The sequence below is a fragment of the Kitasatospora sp. NPDC034533 genome, from assembly GCF_055575155.1.
Genome location: NZ_JBVITE010000055.1, coordinates 18,274 through 41,886 on the forward strand (window position 1 = coordinate 18,274; position 23,613 = coordinate 41,886).

At 73.6% G+C, this 23,613-nt stretch carries 17 protein-coding genes; 4 read left to right on the forward strand and 13 right to left on the reverse strand.

Annotated elements, in window-relative coordinates:
- Positions 1 to 130: 130 nt before the first annotated feature.
- The 5 genes from ACZ55U_RS29765 to ACZ55U_RS29785 all read right to left on the reverse strand — a co-directional run bounded on the left by ACZ55U_RS29765 (position 131) and on the right by ACZ55U_RS29785 (position 5,245).
- A complete protein-coding gene (locus ACZ55U_RS29765) occupies positions 131 to 859 on the reverse strand; it encodes a GPR1/FUN34/YaaH family transporter (RefSeq protein WP_465530912.1) in 729 nt (242 codons plus the stop codon).
- A gap of 195 nt (positions 860 to 1,054) precedes the next feature.
- Positions 1,055 to 2,701 carry an MFS transporter gene (locus tag ACZ55U_RS29770; RefSeq protein WP_465530914.1) on the reverse strand — a complete coding sequence of 549 codons (1,647 nt, stop codon included), beginning with the start codon at positions 2,699 to 2,701 and terminating at the stop codon, positions 1,055 to 1,057.
- 218 nt (positions 2,702 to 2,919) lie between these two features.
- Entirely contained in the window at positions 2,920 to 4,167 is a 1,248-nt protein-coding gene (locus ACZ55U_RS29775; RefSeq protein ID WP_465530916.1) for an MFS transporter, read from the reverse strand.
- A gap of 78 nt (positions 4,168 to 4,245) precedes the next feature.
- Entirely contained in the window at positions 4,246 to 4,725 is a 480-nt protein-coding gene (locus ACZ55U_RS29780; protein WP_465530918.1) for an RrF2 family transcriptional regulator, read from the reverse strand.
- Positions 4,726 to 4,822: 97 nt separating this feature from the next.
- Positions 4,823 to 5,245, reverse strand: a complete 423-nt coding sequence (locus ACZ55U_RS29785) for a Fur family transcriptional regulator (protein ID WP_465530920.1) — start codon at positions 5,243 to 5,245, stop codon at positions 4,823 to 4,825.
- A gap of 223 nt (positions 5,246 to 5,468) precedes the next feature.
- Here ACZ55U_RS29785 and katG point away from each other — a divergent pair, with 223 nt between their 5' ends.
- Positions 5,469 to 7,685, forward strand: a complete 2,217-nt coding sequence (gene katG / locus ACZ55U_RS29790) for a catalase/peroxidase HPI (RefSeq protein ID WP_465530922.1) — start codon at positions 5,469 to 5,471, stop codon at positions 7,683 to 7,685.
- A gap of 238 nt (positions 7,686 to 7,923) precedes the next feature.
- Here the strand turns inward: katG and ACZ55U_RS29795 are convergent, their stop codons facing one another.
- Positions 7,924 to 8,424 carry a histidine kinase gene (locus ACZ55U_RS29795; RefSeq protein ID WP_465530925.1) on the reverse strand — a complete coding sequence of 167 codons (501 nt, stop codon included), beginning with the start codon at positions 8,422 to 8,424 and terminating at the stop codon, positions 7,924 to 7,926.
- 427 nt (positions 8,425 to 8,851) lie between these two features.
- Here ACZ55U_RS29795 and ACZ55U_RS29800 point away from each other — a divergent pair, with 427 nt between their 5' ends.
- On the forward strand, positions 8,852 to 10,810 hold the full coding sequence (locus ACZ55U_RS29800) for an ATP-binding cassette domain-containing protein (RefSeq protein WP_465530927.1): 1,959 nt from the start codon (positions 8,852 to 8,854) through the stop codon (positions 10,808 to 10,810).
- Positions 10,811 to 10,876: 66 nt separating this feature from the next.
- Here the strand turns inward: ACZ55U_RS29800 and ACZ55U_RS29805 are convergent, their stop codons facing one another.
- On the reverse strand, positions 10,877 to 13,141 hold the full coding sequence (locus ACZ55U_RS29805; protein WP_465530929.1) for a M9 family metallopeptidase: 2,265 nt from the start codon (positions 13,139 to 13,141) through the stop codon (positions 10,877 to 10,879).
- Positions 13,142 to 13,380: 239 nt separating this feature from the next.
- Complete coding sequence (tsaD, locus tag ACZ55U_RS29810) at positions 13,381 to 14,433, reverse strand: tRNA (adenosine(37)-N6)-threonylcarbamoyltransferase complex transferase subunit TsaD (protein ID WP_465530931.1); 1,053 nt, start codon at positions 14,431 to 14,433, stop codon at positions 13,381 to 13,383.
- A gap of 174 nt (positions 14,434 to 14,607) precedes the next feature.
- Here tsaD and ACZ55U_RS29815 point away from each other — a divergent pair, with 174 nt between their 5' ends.
- Together ACZ55U_RS29815 and ACZ55U_RS29820 are read left to right on the forward strand one after the other, a co-directional pair.
- Positions 14,608 to 15,210 carry a superoxide dismutase gene (locus ACZ55U_RS29815; protein WP_465530933.1) on the forward strand — a complete coding sequence of 201 codons (603 nt, stop codon included), beginning with the start codon at positions 14,608 to 14,610 and terminating at the stop codon, positions 15,208 to 15,210.
- Between the two features lie 296 nt (positions 15,211 to 15,506).
- Complete coding sequence (locus ACZ55U_RS29820) at positions 15,507 to 16,538, forward strand: glycosyltransferase family 2 protein (protein ID WP_465530935.1); 1,032 nt, start codon at positions 15,507 to 15,509, stop codon at positions 16,536 to 16,538.
- 57 nt (positions 16,539 to 16,595) lie between these two features.
- Here ACZ55U_RS29820 and ACZ55U_RS29825 read toward each other — a convergent pair whose 3' ends face one another.
- From ACZ55U_RS29825 to mutA, 5 genes are all read right to left on the reverse strand, one after another.
- Positions 16,596 to 17,003, reverse strand: a complete 408-nt coding sequence (locus ACZ55U_RS29825; protein WP_465530937.1) for a hypothetical protein — start codon at positions 17,001 to 17,003, stop codon at positions 16,596 to 16,598.
- A gap of 533 nt (positions 17,004 to 17,536) precedes the next feature.
- Entirely contained in the window at positions 17,537 to 17,950 is a 414-nt protein-coding gene (locus ACZ55U_RS29830; protein ID WP_465530939.1) for a hypothetical protein, read from the reverse strand.
- A 279-nt stretch (positions 17,951 to 18,229) separates the two neighbouring features.
- Entirely contained in the window at positions 18,230 to 19,222 is a 993-nt protein-coding gene (gene meaB, locus ACZ55U_RS29835) for a methylmalonyl Co-A mutase-associated GTPase MeaB (RefSeq protein WP_465530942.1), read from the reverse strand.
- A gap of 12 nt (positions 19,223 to 19,234) precedes the next feature.
- Positions 19,235 to 21,436: a methylmalonyl-CoA mutase gene (gene scpA / locus ACZ55U_RS29840; RefSeq protein ID WP_465530944.1), complete on the reverse strand. Its 2,202-nt coding sequence runs from the start codon at positions 21,434 to 21,436 to the stop codon at positions 19,235 to 19,237.
- Positions 21,433 to 23,301, reverse strand: coding sequence for a methylmalonyl-CoA mutase small subunit (gene mutA, locus ACZ55U_RS29845; RefSeq protein WP_465530946.1), 1,869 nt, complete (start codon positions 23,299 to 23,301; stop codon positions 21,433 to 21,435). Before mutA ends, scpA begins: the two co-directional genes overlap by 4 nt.
- Between the last annotated feature and the right edge of the window lie 312 nt (positions 23,302 to 23,613).

Genomic DNA, 23,613 nt, shown 5'->3' on the forward strand with positions numbered 1-23,613 from the left:
TTCTCCTCTCGTCTTTGCCCCTTGTGTCCTTCCCTCCCCCCTCCCCCCCTCCTCCCCCCCCCCCCCCCCCCCCCCCCCCCCCCCCCCCCCCCCCCCCCCCCCCCCCCCCCCCCACGCCCCGTCACGGCGGCTACAGGGTCCGGCGCACGCCCGCCTGCTGCTCCAGCCGGTGCAGTTCGCCGGCCAGGCCCGAGTGCATGGCGTCCAGCACCGGGCCGCTGCGCCCGATCCACAGCACCTCCTTGCCCCGCAGCTCCTCCAGCATCAGCGCGTAGGCGGCGTACATCGCGACCACCGCGAGGAGCATGCCGAGCGCCCCGGCGGCGTACCCCAGCCAGGTCGCGCCCGAGACGCCGTGCAGACCGGCGACGAAGTAGCGCGGCACGGCGATCATCAGGAGCAGCCACAGCACCTTCTTCGGCCGCGCCACCGAGGCCATCAGGGCGGCGAAGACGGTGAACACCAGGTTCATCACGCCCAGCACCTGCGCCCCGCCCTGCGAACCCGACGCCGTGACCAGGCCGTTGGCCAGCCAGGCGCCGGCGAACCCGCCCATCAGCGTGGCCGCGATGACGTCACGGGCGCCGAACGCGAGGATGCTGACGAGCAGTTGGAGCACGAAGGCGGAGAAGAGGGTGAACGCCACCGCCTGCCGGTGCGCACCGTCGATCAGGCCGAGCTGGAGGCTGCTGGCCACGGCGGAGGAGATGGCCACCGTGAAGAAGCCCAGGGGCATCGGTGAGGCGATGGGCCGCAGGTTGACCCTGGTCATGGCGTGCAGGTACGGCTCGGCTCCGCTGCCGGCCGCCGTCGGGTCCGGCTCGCGCACGAGCCGCTCTTCCCTTGCCACTGCCGTCATCGTCTCGCTCCTTGTTCTCGGTGGTTGGCGTTCTCGGCCCGGCCGCCGGAAGGGCGGCGGCCGGAACCGCCCCCCGAGGCTATGAACGGGGGCGGAGAGGAGTTGTCCCGGTGCGTACGGCCGTTGTCGTGCCGGTGCCCGCGGCCGAGCGCGCGGCGCCGGGCGCCCGCCGCCGACCGCGCGAACGCGCTCTCGTCACCCGTCGCCGTGGCGCACCGCCACCGCGTGGGCGACCGCCGGGGCCCGGGTGAGCAGCGCACGGGCCTCGGTCTCGAAGACGTGGTCGGTGCCGGTGTAACGCCCGTGGTGCTGGGCGCAGTGCTCCGACCAGGACGTCACGGTGAACGTCTCGACGAACCGCTCCGGCCGGGCGGTGTCCCGGTACAGGCCCCAGGTGACCGCGCCCGTCCGGCGCCTGGAGGACTCCACCCTCCGCATCGCCGCGACGAAGGCCGGCGCCCGCCCCGCCCGGACCAGGTAGGTCACGCTCACCAGGACCGGCCCGTCCTGCGGCGCCGGCTCGACGGCCAGCCGGGGTTCGGGCCACGCCTCGGAGAGGGTCGGATCGGCCGCCCCGTCGAGCAGCGGCAGCCGGCGCAGGGACAGCGCCCCACCGAGGAGGAACAGCGCCGCCAGGGCCATCGTCACGGGCACCCCGGCGTGCTGTGCCACCTGCCCCCAGGCCAGCGAACCGACGGCGTTGCCGCCCTGGAAGACGAGCAGGTAGAAGGCCGAGCCGCGGGCCCGCACCCAGGCAGGCAGGGCGACCTGAAGGCTCGCGTTCAGCGTGGAGAGCGCCGTGATCCAGGCCGCTCCGGTCAGCACCAGCGCCAGGAAGGCGAGCGGCACACTGGCGCTGACGGCCAGGGTCACCAGCGCGCCCGCGAAGACGGCCCCGGCGAGCGCCAGCGCGCCGTTGCCGCCGATCCGCCGCGACACCACCGGCAGCACCGCCGCCCCGGCGACCGCTCCCAGCCCCACGGCGCCCAGCAGGAGGCCGTATCCGGCCGCGCCGAGACCGAGGGAGTCGTGGGCGGACACCGGCAGCAGCGCCCACAGGGCGGAGGCGCCGGGCACGAACAGGGCGCTGCGCAGCAGGATCCGGCGGATCCGGGGTGCGCTGCGCACGTACCGGCCCCCGGCCCGCAGGGCTGCGACCAGGTGCTCGCGCTCCTGCCCCGGTCGCGGCGCCCGGGCCTGTCCGGACGGGCGCCAGCCGGCCAGGACGACCAGGATCGCGAGGAAGGACGCGGCGTTGACTGCGAAGGTCCAGCCGACCCCGAAGGCCGCGACCAGGGCCCCGCCGAGGGCGGGCCCGACGGCGCGCGCCATGTTGAGGTTCACCGCCCCCAGCGCCGCGGCCTGGCGCAACTCCTCACGGGGGACCAGCGAGGGCTGCACCGCCTGCCAGGCCGGGCCGTTGAGCGCGTTCCCGCAGCCCAGCAGGAAGGTGAGGGCCAGCAGCGTCCAGGAGCCGAGCAGTCCCGCGAAGGCCAGGACGGCCAGGGTCGCGGCCACCGCCGCCATCGCGGCCTGCATCACCAGCAGCAGGCGGCGGCGGTCGACGAGGTCCGCGAGGACCCCGGCCGGCAGGGCGAGGAAGAGCACCGGCAGGCCTGCCGCGAGCTGGACCAGGGAGACCTGGGCGGCGCCGTGTCCGACCAGCAGCCACTGCGCTCCGACGGTCTGCATCCAGCTGCCGACGTTCGAGGTGAACTGGGCCAGCCAGAGGTTCCGGAAGGTGCGCCGGCGCAGCGGTGACCAGGCCGAACCGGTCGCGCCGTCGCCGCGTCCGTCGTCCTGCCGTCCGCCGTCGCTCCGTCCGTCGTCGGTTCCGGTCATCGACGCACCACCCGCTCGCCTCATCGCACGCTGCCGACGGGAAAGCCCGACGGCGCGACGGTTCGGGGGCGGTCGCGTCGTCGGGCTGTCCCGGGGGAGCCCTCGCCCCCGCCCCGGGAACCCTAGGGGCGATCCGGGCGGCGGTCTTGACCGTCAGCGCCCAGCACTGTGCCGGTGCCGCACGCCCGGTGGCGTCCGACCCCTCCGGTCCCTCCGGTTCACACCGGGTCGTGGGACCGGCGGCGGAGACGCGGCGGCCGGCCTTCGCCGACCACCTCTTCGCGGTGGACGCTCCAGCGCAGGAACAGCAGTGCCGCCGCCGCGATCGCCGCACCGAGCCCGTACACCACGGCGGCGCCGGAGCCCAGGGTGGCGCCGCCGAGCACCGTCCCGAGCCCGATCCCGGCGTAGATGGCCGAGGAGTTGAGCGAGACGACCAGTGGCGCCTCCTGGGGCGCGGCCGCGATCAGCCGGTGCTGCTGCGGCGGCGTCTGGCACCAGCTGCTCGCGCCCCACAGCAGCACCAGCGGTCCGACGAGTGGAGCGGCGCCCGCATGGGCGCCCGCCAGCCAGGCCAGGGCGCCGAGCGCCACCGCCATCGCGGCGTACCCGACGGTCAGGGCGGCGGCCGAGCCCCAGCGGTCGGTGGCCCATCCGGCGGCGAGGTTGCCGATCACGGCGCCGAGGCCGTACAGGAAGAGCATCGGCAGCACCGAGCCCTCGCGGACCCCGACGGCGCCCAGCAGCGGCACGCTGTACGCGTAGGCGGTGTAGCTCGCCCCCATGCCGAGGAGGGTCAGCGGCAGCACGGTGAGCACCGCCGGGCGCCGCAGCACGGCGAGCCGGGTGCGCAGCGGGACCCGGACGTTCCCCGCCACCTGCGGCATGATCGCGCGCAGCACGGCGGCGACCAGCAGGCAGAGCCCGGCGACCAGGCCCAGCGCGGCGCGCCAGCCCAGCCAGTGGCTCGCGGCGTTCCCCAGCGGCACGCCGAGCGCCGTCGCGACGGTCAGTCCGCCCACCACCACCGCCAGGGCGCGGGCCCGCAGTTCGGGGCGGACGAGTGCGGCGCCGACCGCCCCCGCGCTGGGGGTGTACGCGGCCGCGCCGGCCGCCGCGAGGACGCGTGAGGCCAGCAGGGCGCCAAGGTCCGGGGCGAGCGCCGAGCCGAGGTTGGCCAGGCCGAGGGTGGTGAGCGCGGCGACCAGCAGGGTCCGGCGCGGCAGGCGGGCCAGCAGGGTGGCGAGCACGGGCGAGAGCAGGGCGTACGCGGCGGCGAAGACGGCGATCGACTGGCCGGCTGCGGCCGGGGAGACGCGCAGGTCCCCGGCCATCGAGGGCAGGAAGCCGGCCACCACGAAGGCGTCCGTGCCGACGGCGAAGGTGCCCAACGCCAGGACGAGGGTGGCGGACAGCCCGTCGGCGGTCCGGGGCGGCGGTGCGGGAGGAATCAGGACATCGGACATCCAGGTTCACCTCGGGAGTCGACAAGAGCCCGAGGGGTCGTCAAGGAAGCGACGCCCCCGGGGCGTGGGAGGAAAGGGTCAGCCGGTCAGCCGGGCGTAGTGCCGCCGGGTGCGCTCGGCGGCCCCGGCGGGCGCGGCGGCCATCAGGTCGGCCACCGTCTGCCCGGCCAGCTCGCGCCGCCAGGCGAGCTCGGCCCTGCGCATCGCGGTGGCCACCCCGCACGGGCGCCGGAAGTCGTCGCCGGCGGTGGCGGCCCCCTCGGTGCGCTGCCGGATCTCGGTGCAGCGGAAGAGGTCGTCGGGGCCCTCGATGGCCGCGACCACGTCCATCAGGGTGATCCGCTCGGGCGGTCGCCCGAGCCGGAAGCCGCCCCGGGCGCCGGGGGTCGAGCTCAGGACGCCGGCCCGGACGAGCGCCTGCAGGCGCTTGGTCAGGTAGGCGGGCGGCAGGTCGAACCAGGCGGCCAGCCGCGCGGTCGGCACCGGCTGCCCGTCATCCAGCCAGGCCAGCGTGAGGCAGCAGTGCAGGCCCCACTCGACTCCCTCGCCCATCCGCATAACCAGGACACTACACATCCTGGTTCCACCGCGAAAGGCCTGGGCGGCGAGCCGTCGGACCGGCCGGTCCGGGTGGACCGGGCGCCGCGCGGACCGGTCAGCCCGCGCAGCCCACGCAGCCGGGGCACAGCCCCCGGTAGGTGACCTCCGCCTGGGAGACCGCGAAGCCGAAGCGCTGCTCGGCCGGCAGGTCGGTCAGCGGGTCGCCGAGCGGGTGGACGTCGCGGATGGCTCCGCAGCCGGTGCAGATCAGGTGCTGGTGCGGCCGGTGCGCGTTGGGGTCGTACCGCTTGGCGCGCCCGTCGGTGGACACCTCGATGACCTCGCCCAGGGTGACCAGTTCGCCGAGCGTGTTGTAGACGGTCGCCCGGGAGATCTCCGGCAGGCGCTCGGCGGCCCGGGCGTGCACCTCGTCGGCGGTCAGGTGCACGTGCTCGCCGTCCAGGACCTCGGCCACGACACGCCGCTGGGAGGTGAGGCGCCAGCCGCGCCCACGCAGCCGCTCCAGCAGGTCACTCATATCGGTTCACCTATTCAGGTCAAGGGGGAAGACCGGAGTTTACCAATTCACTTCCGGTGTCTTCCGGTTCCCGATCGGATATGGGTTTGGTGTCTTTCTTGACTTGGATTCCGTCCATCGTAGGATCGGCTCCGGCGCTAGCCTGGAGAGAAACAGCAGGAACAGCAGGTACCCCAGGTAGCAGAGAAGACACCGTGATCCGCCTTGTGAGGGAAGGATTCCCATGTCTGACATCCACGATGCAACCGGCGCAGAGGCGAACGCGGAGGGCTGCCCGGTGATCCACGGGCGGGCGCCGCACCCCACCCAGGGCGGCGGGAACCGCCAGTGGTGGCCGGAACGGCTCAACCTGAAGATCCTCGCGAAGAACCCCGCCGTGGCCAACCCGCTCGGTGCGGACTTCGACTACGCCGAGGCGTTCAAGGCCCTCGACCTGCCCGCCGTGAAGCGGGACATCCAGGAGGCCCTGTCGACCTCGCGCGACTGGTGGCCCGCCGACTTCGGCTACTACGGCCCGTTCATCATCCGGATGGCCTGGCACAGCGCCGGCACCTACCGGATCAGCGACGGACGCGGCGGCGCCGGCGGCGGCCAGCAGCGCTTCGCCCCGCTGAACAGCTGGCCCGACAACGCCAGCCTGGACAAGGCCCGCCGTCTGCTCTGGCCGGTGAAGAAGAAGTACGGGCGCTCCCTGTCCTGGGCCGACCTGATCGTCCTGTCCGGCAACGTGGCCCTGGAGAGCATGGGCCTGCGGACCTTCGGCTTCGGCGGCGGCCGGGTCGACGAGTGGGAGCCGGACGAGGACGTCTACTGGGGCCCGGAGAACACCTGGCTCGGCGACGAGCGCTACACGGGCGACCGCGAGCTGGAGAGCCCGCTGGCCGCCGTCCAGATGGGCCTGATCTACGTCAACCCCGAGGGCCCCAACGGCAATCCGGACCCGATCGCCGCCGCCCGCGACATCCGCGAGACCTTCTACCGGATGGCGATGAACGACGAGGAGACCGTCGCGCTGATCGCCGGCGGCCACACCTTCGGCAAGACCCACGGCGCCGGCCCGGCCGACAACGTCGGCCCGGCCCCCGAGGACGCGCCGATGGAGCAGCAGGGCCTCGGCTGGAAGAGCGCCTTCGGGACGGGGGTCGGCGGCGACGCGATCACCAGCGGCCTGGAGGGCACCTGGACGCCCACCCCGACCACCTGGGACAACAGCTTCTTCGAGACGCTGTTCGGCTACGAGTGGGAGCTCACCAAGAGCCCGGCCGGCGCGTACCAGTGGAAGCCCAAGGACGGCGGCGGCGAGGGCACCGTCCCGGACGCGCACGACCCGAACAAGCGGCACGTGCCGATCATGCTCACCACCGACCTGTCGCTGCGCCTGGACCCGGTCTACGGGCCGATCTCCCGGCGCTTCCTGGAGAACCCGGAGGAGTTCGCCGACGCCTTCGCCCGCGCCTGGTTCAAGCTGACCCACCGTGACATGGGCCCGGTGGTCCGCTACCTCGGCCCGGAGGTCCCGAGCGAGCACCTGCTCTGGCAGGACCCGCTGCCGCAGGCGGACTACCAGCAGATCGGCGCGGCCGACGTCGCCGACCTCAAGCGGCGGATCGCCGCCACCGGCCTGTCCGTCTCCGAGCTGGTCTCCACCGCCTGGGCGGCCGCCTCCTCCTTCCGCTCCAGCGACAAGCGCGGCGGCGCCAACGGCGGCCGCATCCGGCTCCAGCCGCAGATCGGCTGGGAGGTCAACGAGCCCGACAAGCTCGCCACCGTGCTGCGGGCCCTGGAGGGCGTGCAGCAGGAGTTCAACGCCCAGTCCGGCGACAAGCGGGTCTCGATCGCGGACCTGGTGGTGCTGGCGGGCGGCGTCGGCATCGAGCAGGCGGCCAAGGCGGCCGGTCTCGCCGTCGAGGTGCCGTTCGCGCCCGGCCGGGTGGACGCGCCCCAGGAGCTGACCGACACCGAGTCCTTCGCGGCGCTGGAGCCCAAGGCGGACGGCTTCCGCAACTGGGTCGGCAAGGGAAACCGGCTGCCGGCCGAGTACCTGCTGCTCGACAAGGCCAACCTGCTGGGCGTCAGCGCGCCCGAACTGACCGTGCTGGTCGGCGGCCTGCGCGTGCTGGGCGCCAACCACGGCGGGTCCGCGCACGGTGTGTTCACCGAGGCCCCCGGCGTGCTGACGAACGACTACTTCGTCAACCTGCTGGACCTGGACACCAGTTGGAAGGCCACCTCGGAGGACGCGCACACCTTCGAGGGCCGGGACGCCTCGGGCCGGGTGAAGTGGACCGGCACCCGCGCGGACCTGGTGTTCGGCTCGAACGCCGAACTGCGGGCCGTCGCCGAGGTGTACGCGGCGGACGACGCCAAGGAGAAGTTCGTCGAGGACTTCGTCGCGGCCTGGGTCAAGGTCATGAACGCGGACCGCTTCGACCTCGTCTGATCGAGTCCGGACGGCGGGAGCCCGGGTGGTCGCTCCACCACCCGGGCTCCCGCCGTCCGTCCCGACAGGGACCCGGCCGGGTCCCTGTCGGGACGGGGCCGGCCCGGCCCGGTCCGTACACCGCGAGCGCCCCGGAACACGGGTGTCACCGAGGCGCTCGGCATGACCCCGGCGCGGACCCGGGTGACGGCGGGCGGGGCCGGGTGCGTGCACCCCGCCCCGCCCGCTCCGCGTGCGGTCAGGCGCCCCGGTCCGCCTCCGCCTTCTTCTCGGCCGCCCGGACCTCCTCGATGAAGCTGTGCTCGTCGATCCGCTCGACCGAGGCCCCGTGCCGGGCGGCCAGCCCGTCCGCCGGATCGGGCGAGGCCTCCCGGACCTCCAGGGCGAGCAGCGCCCCGCCGTCCGGCACCCGCGGCGAGAGCACGATCAGCGCCGCGCCCGCCTCGCTCGCGTAGCGCTCCTCGGCCGCGTTGCCCAGCGCCGCGCCCGCCGCGAAGCCGAGGAACGCGCCCACCGGCCCGCCGAGCATCCCCACCAGGGCGCCCAGCAGCCCCGAGCCGACGGTGGCCACGCCCGCGCCCCGGCCGAAGGTGTCCTTCGCCTCCAGCAGGCCGTCGGCGCTGCGCTCCAGGGCCGCGGCGAACCGCAGTCCGGGCAGGTGCTGCGCCTCGTCGAAGGCCGGGCGCCAGCCGTCGGCGTCGGGGAAGGTCAACAGGACGACGTTGTGCTGGTCGCTCATCGCACTCCGATCGGGACGGGGGCACTCGGGTCTCCATCCTCACCTCCGGCGCCCGCCCCGGCCACAGGAGCCGCCCCGGGCCGCTCGGGGCCGCGCCCGGTGGGGCCGCCGCCGAGCGGTACGCCCGTCCGGTCGTCCGGGCACCCGCCGGACGGTCCGCCCGGAATCGAACATCAAGGACCGCCCCGGTGGTCGACCGCCACCAACTCGCCGTCGCCGACACGGATTTACCCGGATCGAGTGAGACCGCCCGGGACACGCCGGACGGCCCCGCGGACCGCTGCCAGGATCGGGGTCCGCACCCGGCAGACCGCCCCGCAGAGTGCCCACCGGCACCGCTGCCGACCCACCACGCCCACCCGGCGGTGAGGGCTGCCCGCGTGCGGATCCACCGCGGCCACCGGCCGCCGTAGCAGGGAGGAACACCGTGTCCCAGCAGGTCGTGAAACCCGAGGAACCCAGGGCCACCGAGGACGGGAGCGAGACCGAGCACGGCGAGGAACTGCGCCTGCGCTACCCCGGCGACCGCCGCGCCCAGGCCGCCGCCTCGATGTCCGCGAGCGCCATGCTGCGCCGCCTGCCGCACCTGGTGCGCCGCGCGATGACGCTGGCCTGGGCGGCGGACCGGACGGCCACCGTGCTGCTGCTGGTCTGCCAGGCGCTGGCCGGAGTGTTCGGGGCGCTCGCGCTGTTCGCCACCACGGGCACCCTGGGCGCGCTGCTGGTGCCCGGCCCGGTCACCGACCACCTGCGCACCGCCGCCCCCTCGCTGCTGCTGCTCACCGTCTCGGCCGCGCTGCGCGCCGTTCTGGGCATCACCGTGGTGGGCCTGTCCGGGCGGGTCGCGCCGCGGATCACCCGGGAGGCGGAGCTGGCGCTGATCGCGGCCGGGTGCGCCGCCGAGCTGAAGGCGTACGACGAACCCGCCTACAACGAGCAGTGGGAGGCCGCCGACCGGGGCTCCTCCACCACGCCCGACCTGCTCTCCAACGCCCAGGACGTGATCGCCTCCACCGTCTCGCTGGCCGCCGCCGCGGGCGTCCTGGCCACCCTGCACCCCTGGCTGGTGCCGCTGCTGCTGCTCGGCTCGGTGCCGACCGGGGTGGGCGCCGTCCGCTCCGCCCGGATCCACTACCTGGCGGCGGTGGCCACCGACGAGGAGCGCGGGGCGCTGCGCGTCTACCGGTGGTTCCTGATCGACAAGACCCGCGCCGACCAGGTCCGTTCGGACCAGGTCACGCCGTTCCTGATGGCCAAGTACCGCCGCGCCGAGGAGAAGATCATCGCCTCCGCGGACCGGGCGACCAGGCAGGCCGCCAAGGTGTCGCTGCTGGCCGCGCTCGGCACCGGGGCGGGCAGCGCGCTGATCTGGGGCACCCTGCTCTACCTGGTGGCCAGCGGCCGGATCGACCTGGCCGCCGCCGGCACCGCCACCTTCGCGCTGCGCACCGCCGCCACCGGCCTGCACGGCCTGGTCGGCCACGGCGCCCGGCTGTACCGGATGGGCCTCTACCTCGACGACTACTTCACCTTCCTGGACGAGGCCGGCGGCCACCGGATCCGGCGCGGCTCGCTGGTGCCGGACGCCCCGCGGTCGGTCGAGGTGACCGACCTGGTCCACACCTACCCGGGCGACCAGCAGGAGCCGGCGCTGCGCGGGGTCAGCATGACGCTGCGGGCCGGCGAGGTGGTCGCCGTCATCGGGCAGAACGGCAGCGGCAAGTCGACCCTGCTGAAGCTGCTCGCCGGCCTCTACCTGCCGCAGTCCGGCCGGATCACCTGGGACGGCGTGCCGGTGGAGGAACTGGACGCGGACGGCATGTGGTCCCGGGTGGCCCGGGTACCGCAGGAGTTCGCCCGCTGGCCGCTGGGCGCCGCCGAGAACGTCCACCTCGGCCACCGCACCGACCGGCTGATGGCCGACGTCGAGGAGGCGGCGGCGCGGACCGGCTTCGACGAGATCGTCGCCCGGCTGCGCTCCGGCTGGCACACCCTGCTGGCCCAGGGCTGGTGGGGCGGCGCCGAGTTGTCCGGCGGCGGCTGGCAGCGCGCGGCGGTGGCCCGGGCGCTCTACCGCACCGTGCGCAGCCCGGGCCTGCTGATCCTGGACGAGCCCACCTCCGACCTGGACCCGCGCGCCGAGCACCGCATCCTGCACGCCCTGCGCGACCTCGCGCCGGGCCGGATCACCCTGCTGGTCACCCACAACATCGCCAACGCGGCGGTCGCGGACCGGGTGCTGGTGATGGACCGGGGCCGGATCGTCCAGTCCGGCACCTGGGCGGAGCTGGCCGCCCGCCCCGACGGCCTGTTCCGCGAACTGCTGGACCTCCAGCGGGACCGCGCGGTGCCCGCCCAGCGGACGGGCGCGGGGGAGGAGGGCTGACCCGTACGGCCGCGGAAGGGCCCCGCGACGCCGCGGGGCCCTCCTGCACGGGTGGAGCCGGACGGGTCAGTGGTAGGTCGTCGTGACGGTGACGCCGCCGAAGCCCTGCTGCCCGTAGAGGCTGAAGTACACCCAGCCGGACGGCGGGTCGTCGATGGTCAGGGTCTCGGCGTTGCCGGCGCCCGCGGACCTGGCCTGGTAGGAGCCGGTGGTGGCCCAGCCGCCGCCGTTGTAGTAGAGGTCGGCGTTGCCGGTGCCGCCGCTGGTGGTGATGGTCAGCTGCCGCACGCCGGCCGGCAGGTGGAGGAAGCTGTAGGCGTAGTTCCCGGTGGTGGCGGCCACGTCGTCGCGGCGGCAGTCCTTGTCGTACTGCCGGGTGTCGGCGGAGGTGCACAGCGGGGCCCGGTCGACGGGCAGCGAGCCGCAGTCGTCGGCCGCGCAGGCCCTGAGCCAGCCGGCGAAGTCGGCGTCGTAACGGGTGCCGATGGTGGTCTTCAGCAGGGTGCGGGCGCCGTTCCAGTCCCCGGCGCGGTACTCGGCGAGCAGCGCGGTGACGTCCTGCGGGTGCGACTGGAGCATGTAACGGACGGCCAGGTAGCCCCAGTTGTAGACCCGGGTGGAGTCCGCGTTGTCGTAGGTGGTGTCGAACAGGGTGCTCAGCGCGTACGTGCCCTTGCCCGCCTGGGTGACGGCGGCGTCGTAGTGCGCGCCGCGGTAGCTGTAGGAGACGTACTCCGCGAGGCCCTCGACCCACCAGACGGTCGGGGTGGTCATGCCGGCCTCGAAGTCGCCGTACATGTCGTAGCGGCCGTCGAGGTAGTGGGTGTACTCGTGGTTGAGGTTCCAGATCTGGAACGCGGGGCGCAGCCAGGAGGCCTCGTGGGCGATGAAGCGGGCCTGGTTGCCGGCCTTGGACGGGTCGCCCTCCTCGTACATGCCGCCGTTGTCGACGTCGATCTTGTACATCTCCCAGGCGTACAGGCTGTAGTCGTAGTAGTCGTCGAAGACCACGACCTCCAGGGAGGTGTTGCGGTCGTCGGCGACCGGCCCGTCGTCCTTGACGATCCCGTGGAAGAACGCGTCCTGCCGGACCAGGCTGGTGCAGGTGTCGGCGAGCTGTTGCGCGGTCATGTCCTGGGCGCGGATCCGCAGGTTCGCGTTGCAGGCGTGGTCGACGGTGAGCACCAGCGGGACGAGCTTGGCGGGTACGTCGCAGGTGCCGTAGTACGAGCAGTTGCCGGCGTCCTTCTTCTCCGTGAACCAGAGCAGGTTCATGGTGAGCGGACCGGTGTTGCCGACCAGCGGGTAGCGGTTGATCAGGTCCTTGACGATCGGCCGGCCCTGGGCGCGCAGCGCGTCGTCGGCGACCAGGTTGCCGAGCTGGATGCCGATCCTGGTGACCGGGTCGGCACCGTTGATCAGGCCGCTGTTGCGGGTGACGAAGGAGGCGACGGTGGTGGCGAAGGACGGGTCCGCCCGGAGGGCGGCGGTGAACTCCGGCAGCTCGAAGCCGCGCTCGATGACGGTCTCGGTGTTGGCGACGGCGGTGGCCATCGAGCCGGTCCAGGCGCCGGTGTAGTCGTTCAGCAGCCGCTTGACCACGCCGGTGTAGCGGGCGTTCTCCCGGGCGCTGTCGATCAGGGTGACGGCCTCGGCGAGGACGGCGCCGTTGGCCTCGGTGACGTCCCGGCTGTGCGGGGCGGCGTGGAAGGCGTCCAGCGCGCCGCGGACGGCGGTCCTGAGGCCGTCGCCGTACGGGCCCACGTCGTCCGGGTGGTACCACTGCACGTAGTAGCCGGCCCGCAGGAAGAGCACCAGCTGCCCGGCGGAGGTGGAGTTGTCACCGGGGTAACCGGCGGAGGTGTCGCGCAGGGCGTCGGCGACGGTGGTCATCTGGGCCTCGCCGAAGGCGCCCTTGGCGTCGTTGCCGGTGAGCTGGAACAGCGAGTCGACGCAGTCGAGCCCGGCGGCTTTGACCTTCTGGACGAGGGCGGCGCCGGACGTGCCGGTGAAGGCGGAGACGTCGCAGGCGGCGAGCTGCCGGGTGGCCGGGGAGGTGCCGACGGAGCTGCCCGCCGTCGGGGCGGCGGCCCTGGCCCGGGGGTCGGAGGCGAGTGGGCGGGCGTCCTCGGGGGTGTCGGGGGACTTGGGGACGGGGATCGTGCGCGGCGCGGTGGGCGGGGACGTCGTCGCCGACGAGGCCTGCGCGGCCCTGGTGGTCTCGGGGGCGGCGTTCGCCTGCGGGGAGAACAGGCCGAGGGCGAGGAGGAGGGCGGTGCCGAGCGCGGGCAGCCCGCGCGCACCGCCCTTCGCTATCCGGGAGGGACGCATCTGTGGGGCCTCCGGGGCCGTTGAGGGTGGGGGTGGCCGTGCGCGGCGTGGGGGCACCACGGCCTGATGTGTGACATGTAAAATGGCACAGAGCTGGACGCGGAGGGAAGACCCGGGAACGGATTGCCGGTCGGCGGAGCCGAAATGTTCGGCGAGGGGCACGTGACCGGTCCGGCCGGAGCGCCTGGTCGGGTCGCAGTGCCTGGTCGGGCCGGAGCGCCCGGTGGGCCGAAACGCTCTCAGGCGCGCGCGTACGGCCGGGGGGTGAGCGCCGCGAACTCCAGCGGGGCCGACGGGTCCACCGACAGGTCCGCCGGCGCCGGCGCCGCGCCCGAGCGGACCAGCAGGTCTCCGACGGCCGCCACCATCGCGCCGTTGTCCGTGCACAGCCGCAGCGGCGGCACCCGCAGCGCGATCCCGGCCGCCGCGCAGCGCTCCTCGGCCAGCGCCCGCACCCGGGAGTTGGCCGCGACCCCGCCGACCACCACCAGGGAGCCGATCCCGTGGTCGAGGCAGGCCCGGACCGCCTTGCGGGTCAGCACGTCGGCGATGGCCTCCTGGAGCGCGGCCGCCGCGTCCGGCACCCGGGGCTCGCTCCGGGACTCGACCCAACGGGCGGCGGCGGTCTTCAGCCCGGAGAAGGAGAACGCGTACGGGTCGTCCTTCGGCCCGGTCAGCGGACGCGGCAGCCGGACGGCGGCCGGGTCGCCGTCGCGGGCCGCGCGGTCGATGGCGGGGCCGCCCGGGTAGGGCAGGCCCAGGATCCGGGCGACCTTGTCGAAGCACTCGCCGGCCGCGTCGTCCAGGGTGTCGCCGAGGTGGACGACCGGGTCCCGGGCGAGGTCGCGGACCAGCAGCAGCGAGGTGTGGCCGCCGGAGACGATCAGCACCACGCACGGGTCCGGCAGCGGCCCGCCGTCCAGCGCGGCCGCCGCGACGTGCCCGGCGAGGTGGTGCACGCCGTACAGCGGGACGCCGAGCGAGAAGGCGTACCCCTTGGCGGCGGCCACGCCGACCTGGAGCGCCCCGGCCAGCCCCGGACCGGCCGTCACCGCCACCGCCCCGACGTCCGCGAGGGTGAGCCCGGCCCGGTCCAGCGCCTCCCGGACCACCGGCGCCATCGCGTGGACGTGCGCCCGGGCGGCGATCTCGGGCACCACCCCGCCGTAGCGGGCGTGCTCGTCCATCGAGGAGGCCACCGCCTGCCCGAGCAGCACGCCGTCCCGCACCAGGCCGGCACCCGTCTCGTCGCAGGAGGATTCGATGCCCAGCACCACCGGCGACCCTGTCACAGTCACTCACCCTTGTCACTCATTACACGGAACCGGTGACCATTGTGCCCGACGGGGCGTGAGGAATAAGCAGGAGCCCATGCTGCGCTCCTGCAACTGATACGCAATAGTGTTGTCCCGGCGCGATCACCACCGTCCACCATCGTTCAACCCACCGAAAGGGGCCGTGTCCTGATGGGCACCTACTCGCTTCCCGACCTGCCGTACGACTACTCCGCGCTGGAGCGGGCCATGTCGGCCGAGATCCTGGAGCTGCACCACTCCAAGCACCACGCCGCGTACGTCAAGGGCGCCAACGACACCCTGGAGCAGCTGGCCGAGGCCCGCGACAAGGAGCAGTTCGGCGGCCTGGTCGGCCTCCAGAAGACCTTCGCCTTCAACCTGTCGGGCCACGTGCTGCACTCGCTGTTCTGGCAGAACCTCTCGCCCGAGGGCGGCGACCGCCCCGACGGCGAGCTGGCCGACGCCATCACCGAGCACTTCGGCAGCTTCGAGGCCTTCAAGAAGCAGCTCACCACCGCCACCACCGGCGTGCAGGGCTCCGGCTGGGGCATCCTGTCCTGGGAGCCGCTCGGTCAGCGCCTGATCATCGAGCAGGTCTACGACCACCACGGCAACGTCGGCCAGAACACCACTCCGCTGCTGGCCTTCGACGCCTGGGAGCACGCGTACTACCTCCAGTACCGCAACGTCCGCCCGGACTACGTCACCCGCCTGTGGGACGTCGTCAACTGGCAGGACGTCTCGGCCCGCTTCGCGGCCGTGAAGAGCGCCTGACCCCGATCGGGTGACAGCCGGCCCCGGACCGGTCGGGCGGTCCGGGGCCCCTCCCCATCGTGCGCTCCCGCCACGGGAGTTGACGCCGGACACAGCCGGTGCACCCCGCCGCAGGCTGGACGCCACCCGCCGTTCGCCTGCCGGTCGCGTGGTCTCCCTACGCTCGCTCGGAACACTGCCGGTGACCGGCCGGCGACGGCCTCCCGGCCCGTCCGCTGCCGCGGTCGCCGCTGGTGCAGCCGTGTCGCTGCCGCCGAGGTGGCCGCTGCTGCCGCTGCCGAGCGAAAGGGCGCCCGATGGCCCCGCGTCTCTCCCTCGTCGTCCCGATCCACAACGTCGAGCGCTACCTGCGGGAGTGCCTGGACTCGATCGCGGCCCAGACCTTCGAGGACTTCGAGTGCGTCATGGTCGACGACGGCTCGACTGACGGCGGCCCCGCCATCGCCGAGGAGCACGCCGAGCGGGACCGGCGCTTCCGGCTGGTCCGCCAGGAGAACCAGGGCCTGGGCGCCGCCCGCAACACCGGCTGGCGCCACCTCACCCCCGGCACCGAGTACCTGGCCTTCGTCGACAGCGACGACGTCGTGCCGCCGCACGCCTACCAGCTGATGATCAGCACCCTGGGCGACACCGGCTCCGACTTCGCGGCCGGCAACGCCCTGCGCCTGCGCACCAGCGGCCTCACTCCCTCGCACGCCCACCGCCGCCCGTTCCGCGAGACCCGGCTGGGCACCCACGTCAGCGAACTGCCCGCCCTGGTCACCGACCGCACCGCCTGGAACAAGGTCTACCGGCGGTCCTTCTTCGACGGGGCCGGCCTGCTCTACCCCGAGGGCATCCTCTACGAGGACGCCCCGGTCAGCGTGCCCCACCACTTCCTCGCCGAACGCGTCGACGTCCTCGCCGACCCGATCTACCACTGGCGCGTCCGCGAGGACGGGGACCTCTCCATCACCCAGAAGAAGACCGACCCGCGTGGCCTGGCCGACCGGGTCCGCTCGATGGAACTCGTACGGGAGTGGCTGCTCGCCCGCCCCGAGCCCGCCTTCGCGGAGCACCTGCGCGCCTACGACCGCAACTGCCTGGTCGAGGAGATCCCGATGTTCTTCTGGTCCGTCCCCGACGGCGACCACGCCTACCGCGCCGCCTACCAGCAGCACGTCGGCCGCCTCCTGCGCGCCATCGGACCCGAGGCCCAGGCGGGCCTCAGCCCCCAGCTGCGCCTCAAGTACCGCCTGACGACGGCCGGGCGGATGAACCGCTTCGTCGCCCTCCAGCGGCTCCACCGCGCCGTCCGCCGCACCCGCCAGGCCGTCGGGCGCCGCTGAGCGGGCTCGGACGGAGGCGGCCCGCCGGACCGCCTCCATGCGATCACGGTCGGGTGGTCAGATCGTGATCGTGTTGCCGCAGTACGTCCACCACGGGCTGGCCGGCGGGGTCCAGCCGAGCCACTTGAAGCCGCAGATCGTGATGCTGTAGACCTGCGGCTGGAACTTCTTGGCGGTGGCCTGGCCCTGCGACACCTCCAGCGTCCCCGCCTCGCCTCCGTTCCAGGACGTCGAGACGTGGACGATGCCCTTGTCGAAGTTGCCCTTGTCGGTGTAGATCCAGACCCAGCCGCTGGAGCAGTTGTCCACCTGGACCTGGATGTTGTCGTAGCGGTAGTACTTGGTGCAGCCGGCCGTGGCGGCGGTGCTCGCCGCGGCGGGGGAGGCCGACACGGTGGTCAGCGCGGCCACGGCGAGGCCCATCGCGCCCGCGGTCTTCGCCAGCTTGCCGGACAGTACGTTCAAAGTGACAACTCCCATGATGTGGTGCCGGCATGTCTGCTCTGCTCGCCGGGTGCCACCACTGTGCCGTCGCGGCCGCGGGAGTCACATCAGTCATTTGACCTCTCGCTCGCGGGGCAGTCAGATGACTGAACCGCCCTCGAAGGCCGGTCGGCAGGCCCAGGTCAGGGCTTTGGCATGATGGGACCCGTGCCCGGCCGGTCGCGGCCGCGATTCTTCGAGGTGTGGGAAGCATGGCCGGCGCACGTCGACCGGCGTGCCGGGTCGGCGTGCGTGTGCGACGACAGCAGCCGTCCGGCCCTGTCCACGGGCCGGGAGACCGTCCCAGGACGGCGAGGAGCCTGTCGATGCTTCGGGTGGCGGAGGGCGGGAACGGAAGCCCGCGCCCTGGGAGATCCACTCGGAGAGTCGAGATCCAGGTGCCGCAAGTCGACCTGAACGGTGCGATTTCGGAACGGCGGGGGCGGCGATGCCCCGGCTCTCCGGAGGGCGGGGAGCCGGGGCGCGCTGTCACGGTGTCACGCGACGGCGGTCACTCAGTTGCCGATCGCGCCGCCGCCGACGGCGTTGCCGGCCGGGCACTCCAGGGCGAAGTTGTGCTGGCCACTGAAGTACGCGTTGGAGATGTACCGGTAGCCGTCCGAGCAGTCGACGAAGACGCGGTAGCTGCTGCCGCTACAGGTCTCGTAGAACCAGGGCCCGTTGAAGGCGTAGTTCCAGCAGTTGAGGGCCAGCTGGGTGGTGGGGCCCGAGGGGTTGGACACCCCCACGATCGAGTCGGTGGCCTTCGGGCTGTCGGGCGTGGCCATCGCCGGCGAGATCGAGAGCTGCTGGCCCGCGACGGTGACCACCGGCTCCGCCGCGTTCGCGACCGGGCAGAGCCCGCCGGCGGCGGCGATCGAGAGCATCAGCGTGGTGCCGATCGTGCCCAGGGTCCTTCTGAATGCCATGTCGTTGCGTTTCCCTTCGAGGAAAGGCTGGAGGTTGCTGCATCGACAGGGGGCGCCCGCCTGTGGATCGGCCCTGGATCGCCAGGGCGGAAGCCACGTTAGGCGGGTCGGCGAGGAGTGGACGGGCGGGCGCGCCGGATGATACTCCGTATACGCTTGATTGCTTCGGACCGGTTGCGGGTCGGGCGGTCCGCTGCTCCCGGGTCCCCTTCCCGGCGAGGGCGGCCTCGCTCCGGGCCCCGGGGAGGCGCCGGAGCGAGGCCGGTGGTGCCGCTCCGATCAGGAAGTGCCGAAGAAGGCGTCCAGGATCCGCTGCGCCGCGAGCCCGGCCGGCAGTGTCCCGGCGCGGACCCCGGCCTCCAACTCCTCGGACAGCCGCCGCACTTCGGGGTTCTCGTGCAGCCGCGCGTACAGCTGGTCGTGGACCATCGCCCAGGTCCACTCCACCTGCTGTTCGCGGCGCTTCGCCGCCAGGGTGCCCGTCGCGTCCAGCACCTTGCGGTGCTGCTGCAACCGCTCCCAGAGCGCGTCCAGCCCCGTGCCGTCGCGCCCGCTACAGGTCAGCACCGGTGGCGTCCAGGCCGCGTCCGGCGCCTGCAACAGCCGTAGTGCGCCCGCGAGTTCGCGGGCCGCCGCGCGGGCGTCGGTCTCGTGCGGCCCGTCCGCCTTGTTGACGGCGATGACGTCCGCGAGCTCCAGGACGCCCTTCTTGATGCCCTGGAGCTGGTCCCCGGTCCGGGCCAGGCTGAGGAGGAGGAAGGTGTCCACCATCCCCGCCACCGCCGTCTCGGACTGGCCGACGCCCACCGTCTCGATGAGCACCACGTCGTACCCGGCGGCCTCCATCACCACCATGGACTCCCGGGTCGCCTTGGCGACCCCGCCCAGCGTCCCCGAGGTCGGGGACGGCCGGACGAACGCGGCGGGGTCGACGGCGAGGCGCTCCATCCGGGTCTTGTCGCCCAGGATGGAGCCGCCGGTCCGGCTGGACGTCGGGTCGACGGCCAGCACCGCCACCCGGTGCCCCGCCCCGGTCAGCATGGTGCCGAAGGAGTCGATGAAGGTCGACTTGCCGACGCCGGGCACACCTGTGATGCCGACCCGCACCGCGCCGCCCGCGTGCGGCAGCAGCCGCTGGAGCAGTTGCTGGGCGAGCGCGCGGTGGTCGGGCCGGGAGGACTCGACGAGGGTGACGGCGCGCGCGATCCAGGCGCGCGAGCCGTCGAGGACGCCCGTCACATAGCTGTCGAGGTCGATCGTCCGTGGAGGCATGCGATCAGACCATCACAGCGAGTGGCCGAGGTCGGCCGCCAGGGACTTCAACAGGTCGTACGCCGCCTCGGGGATGACCGTCCCCGGCGGGAAGACCGCCGCCGCGCCGGCCTCGTACAGGGCGTCGAAGTCCTGCGGCGGGATGACCCCGCCGACCACGATGGTGATGTCCTCCCGCCCCGCCGCGGCGAGTTCGGCGCGCAGCGCGGGCACCAGCGTCAGGTGGCCGGCGGCGAGCGAGGAGACGCCGACGATGTGGACGTCCGCCTCGACGGCCTGGCGGGCGACCTCGGCCGGGGTCTGGAACAGCGGGCCGACGTCGACGGTGAAACCGAGGTCGGCGAAGGCGGTGGCGATCACCTTCTGGCCCCGGTCGTGGCCGTCCTGGCCCATCTTGGCGACCAGGATGCGCGGGCGGCGCCCCTCGGCCCGCTCGAACCGCTCGACCAGGTCGCGGGTGCGCTGGAGGGGGGCCGACGGGCCCGCTTCGTCTCGGTACACACCCGAGATGGTACGGATCTGGCCGGAGTGGCGTCCGTACACCTTCTCCAGGGCGTCCGAGATCTCGCCGACGGTGGCCTTGGCCCGGGCCGCGTCGACGGCGAGGTGCAGCAGGTTGCCGTCCAGCGAGCCGCCGCGCTGGGGACCGGCCTCGGCGGCCCGGGTCAGCGCGCGCAGGGCGTCCTGGCAGGCGGCCTCGTCGCGCTCCTCGCGCAGTCGGCGCAGCTTCTCGATCTGGCGGGCGCGCACCGAGGAGTTGTCGACCTTGAGCACCTCGATCTGCTCGTCGCTCTCCACCCGGTACTTGTTGACGCCGATCACCGGCTGGCGGCCGGAGTCGATCCGCGCCTGGGTGCGGGCGGCGGCCTCCTCCACGCGCAGCTTGGGGATGCCCGCGTCGATGGCCTTGGCCATGCCGCCGGCCGCCTCGACCTCCTGGATGTGCTCCCAGGCCCGCGCGGCGAGGTCGTGCGTCAGCTTCTCGACGTACGCGGAGCCGCCCCACGGGTCGATCACCCGGCAGGTGCCCGACTCCTGCTGGAGCAGCAGCTGGGTGTTGCGGGCGATGCGGGCGGAGAAGTCGGTGGGCAGCGCGAGCGCCTCGTCCAGCGCGTTGGTGTGCAGCGACTGGGTGTGGCCCTGGGTGGCGGCCATCGCCTCGACGCAGGTGCGCGTCACGTTGTTGAACACGTCCTGGGCGGTGAGCGACCAGCCGGAGGTCTGCGAATGGGTGCGCAGCGAGAGGGACTTGGGGTTCTTCGGGTCGAACTGCTTGACCAGCTTGGCCCACAGCAGCCGGGCGGCGCGCAGCTTGGCGATCTCCATGAAGAAGTTCATGCCGATCGCCCAGAAGAACGACAGCCGCGGCGCGAAGGCGTCCACGTCCAGCCCCACGTCCAGGCCCGCGCGCAGGTACTCCACCCCGTCGGCCAGGGTGTAGGCCAGCTCCAGGTCGGCCGTCGCACCCGCCTCCTGGATGTGGTAGCCGGAGATGGAGATCGAGTTGTACCGGGGCATCTTCTGCGAGGTGTACGCGAAGATGTCCGAGATGATCCGCATCGACGGCTGCGGCGGGTAGATGTAGGTGTTGCGGACCATGAACTCCTTGAGGATGTCGTTCTGGATGGTCCCTGCCAGCTTCTCGGGCGGCACGCCCTGCTCCTCGGCCGCGACGATGTACAGCGCGAGGATCGGCAGCACGGCGCCGTTCATGGTCATCGACACCGACATCTTGTCCAGCGGGATGCCGTCGAACAGCTGGCGCATGTCGTAGATCGAGTCGATCGCCACGCCCGCCATGCCGACGTCACCGGTGACGCGCGGGTGGTCGCTGTCGTAGCCGCGGTGGGTCGGCAGGTCGAAGGCGACCGACAGGCCCTTCTGGCCGGCCGCGAGGTTGCGGCGGTAGAAGGCGTTGGACTCCTCGGCGGTGGAGAAGCCCGCGTACTGGCGGACGGTCCACGGCTGGTTGACGTACATGGTCGGGTACGGCCCGCGCAGGTACGGGGCGATGCCGGGGTAGGTCTCCAGGAAGTCGAGCCCGGCCAGGTCGGCGCCGGTGTACAGCGGCTTGACGCCGATTCCCTCGGGGGTGTCCCAGAGCAGCTCGTCGACGTCCTTGCCGGTGGACTGCCGCCAGGCGGAGCGCCACTGGGCGTCGGAGCCGTCGGCGGCGGCGCCGTCCAGCCCGATTCCGGTGAAGTCGGGGATCATCGGTCCGCTCCGATCTGGTCCAGCAGGGAGGTGAGGACGGCGACCGCGTCCCCGCCCGCGTGGATGAACTCGTCCACTCCGGCGGGCGGTTCGGCGAGCCGCCCGGCCAGCAGCACCCGGGCGGCGCCGGCGGCCTTCAGGGCCTCGGCCACCTCGGCGGCGTGCTCGGCGTACAGGGCGTCGCTGGAGCAGAGGCAGGCGACGGTGGCGCCGGAGGCCCGGAACGCCTCGGCGAAGGCCGCCGGGTCGACGGACTCGAACGGGACGGTCGCGATGCCGCCGGCCCGGAACAGGTTGGCGGCGAAGGTGGTGCGCGCGGTGTGCGCGGAGGCGGTGCCGATCGAGGCGAGGAAGAGGGCGGGGCGGGCGCCGTTCGCGGCCAGCAGGGCGTCCGAGCGGTCCCGCAGCGCCTCGTAGGCCTCGGCGCGGCGCACCTGCGGCAGCCCGCCGCCGAGCCCGGCCGGGGCCGGCTCGCGGACCAGCGGCTGCTCGTCCAGGTGCGGGAACTCGCTGACGCCGGTGATCGGTTCGCGCCGCCTGGCGAGGCGGACGGAGCGCTCCGCCCAGGTGGCGGCGATCCGCTCCTCGACGAGGCCGGACTCCAGCGCGGCCCGCAGGCCGCCGGCCCGCTCGATCTCCTGGAACCAGGCCCAGGCGGCCCGGGCCAGCTCCTCGCTCAGCCGCTCGACGTACCAGGAGCCGCCGGCCGGGTCGATCACCCGGGCCAGGTGGGACTCCTCCAGCAGGATCGCCTGGGTGTTGCGGGCGATCCTGCGGGCGAAGGCGTCGGGGAGGCCGAGGGCGCTGTCGAAGGGCAGCACGGTGACGGCGTCGGCGCCGCCGACCCCGGCGGCCAGGCAGGCGACGGTGGTGCGCAGCATGTTCACCCACGGGTCGCGGGCGGTCATCATCACCCGGGAGGTGACGGCGTGCTGACGCTGGGCCGAGGCCTCGGGGGAGGCGCCGGACACCTCGGCGACGCGGGCCCAGAGGCGGCGCGCGGCACGGAACTTGGCGATGGTCAGGAACTGGTCGGCGTCCGCCGCGTAGCGGAACTCCAGCTGGCCGAGCGCGGCGTCCACGGAGAGCCCGGCGGCGGTCAGCGCGCGCAGGTAGGCGACGCCGGTGGCCAGCGAGCAGCCCAGCTCCTGGGCGGGGGAGGCGCCGGCCTCGTGGTAGGGCAGGGCGTCGACGGTGAGCGCCCGCAGGCCCGGGTACCCGGCGGCGCAGCGGGCGGCCAGCGCGGTGGCCTCGGTGAGCAGGGCGTCGGTCCGGTCCATGGAGCCGGTCCGGGCCTGGAGGCCGAGCGGGTCGGCGCCGAGGTTGCCGGCGGCGGCGCCGGGGGAGACCTCGCGCTCCTCGTACAGGGCGAACAACCGCTCGGCGGCGGCGGTGAATTCGGGTCCGGCGTCGAGCGCCACGGAGGCCAGGTCCAGGTACACCCCGGCCAGCGCCTCGGGCAGGGCGTCCACCGGCAGGCCGGCGCCGCCCAGTTCCAGCCAGAGCGAGCCGACGCCGTGCTCCAGGTCGGCCAGCACGGCCTCGTTGGCGCGCCGGCGGTCGGGGTCGGCGTGGCGCTGGCGCACGTCCCACCCGGCGACCGCCGAGCCCTGCGGCCGGCCGCCGCGGACGAACGGCGGGAAACCGGGGTAGCCCGGGTCCGCGGCGGTGTCCTCGGCGGTGTAGAGCGGGCGGGCGCTCAGCCCGTCCTGGAGCCGGGTGGTGAGCGCCTGCTCGGCGGCGGGGCCGTCCTCGGGCTGGGCACCGGACTTGCGCAGCACGCCCTGGACGAGCTGCTGCCACTGCTCACGGTGCGCGGCCGGGAACTCGGCTGCGAGGGGGAGCCCTTCGGGCGGGACCTTCATGTGCGCAGGTTAGCGCCCGTTCGCGGGGCCGCAGGAGGGGAATTCCGTGTGACCTTTCCCTCGGTCGGGCCGGTCGGAGCACTCTCCCAGGTGGGGAGTGCCAGGGGTGCGCGGGGCGGCTGACACCAGGGGTGGATAGGGGTGTCACGACGGGGGGCGGGACGGGCCCGAGGACGCCCGGGCGTGTCCGGTCATGTCCGGTCCTGTCCGGGCGTCAACGCCGATGGGACGGAAAGCGATCGATGTCCCGTCATGTTCCCGATGCTTCATGATCAGGGGGATTGCGGAACCCGGGTCCTCATCTATTAAGTT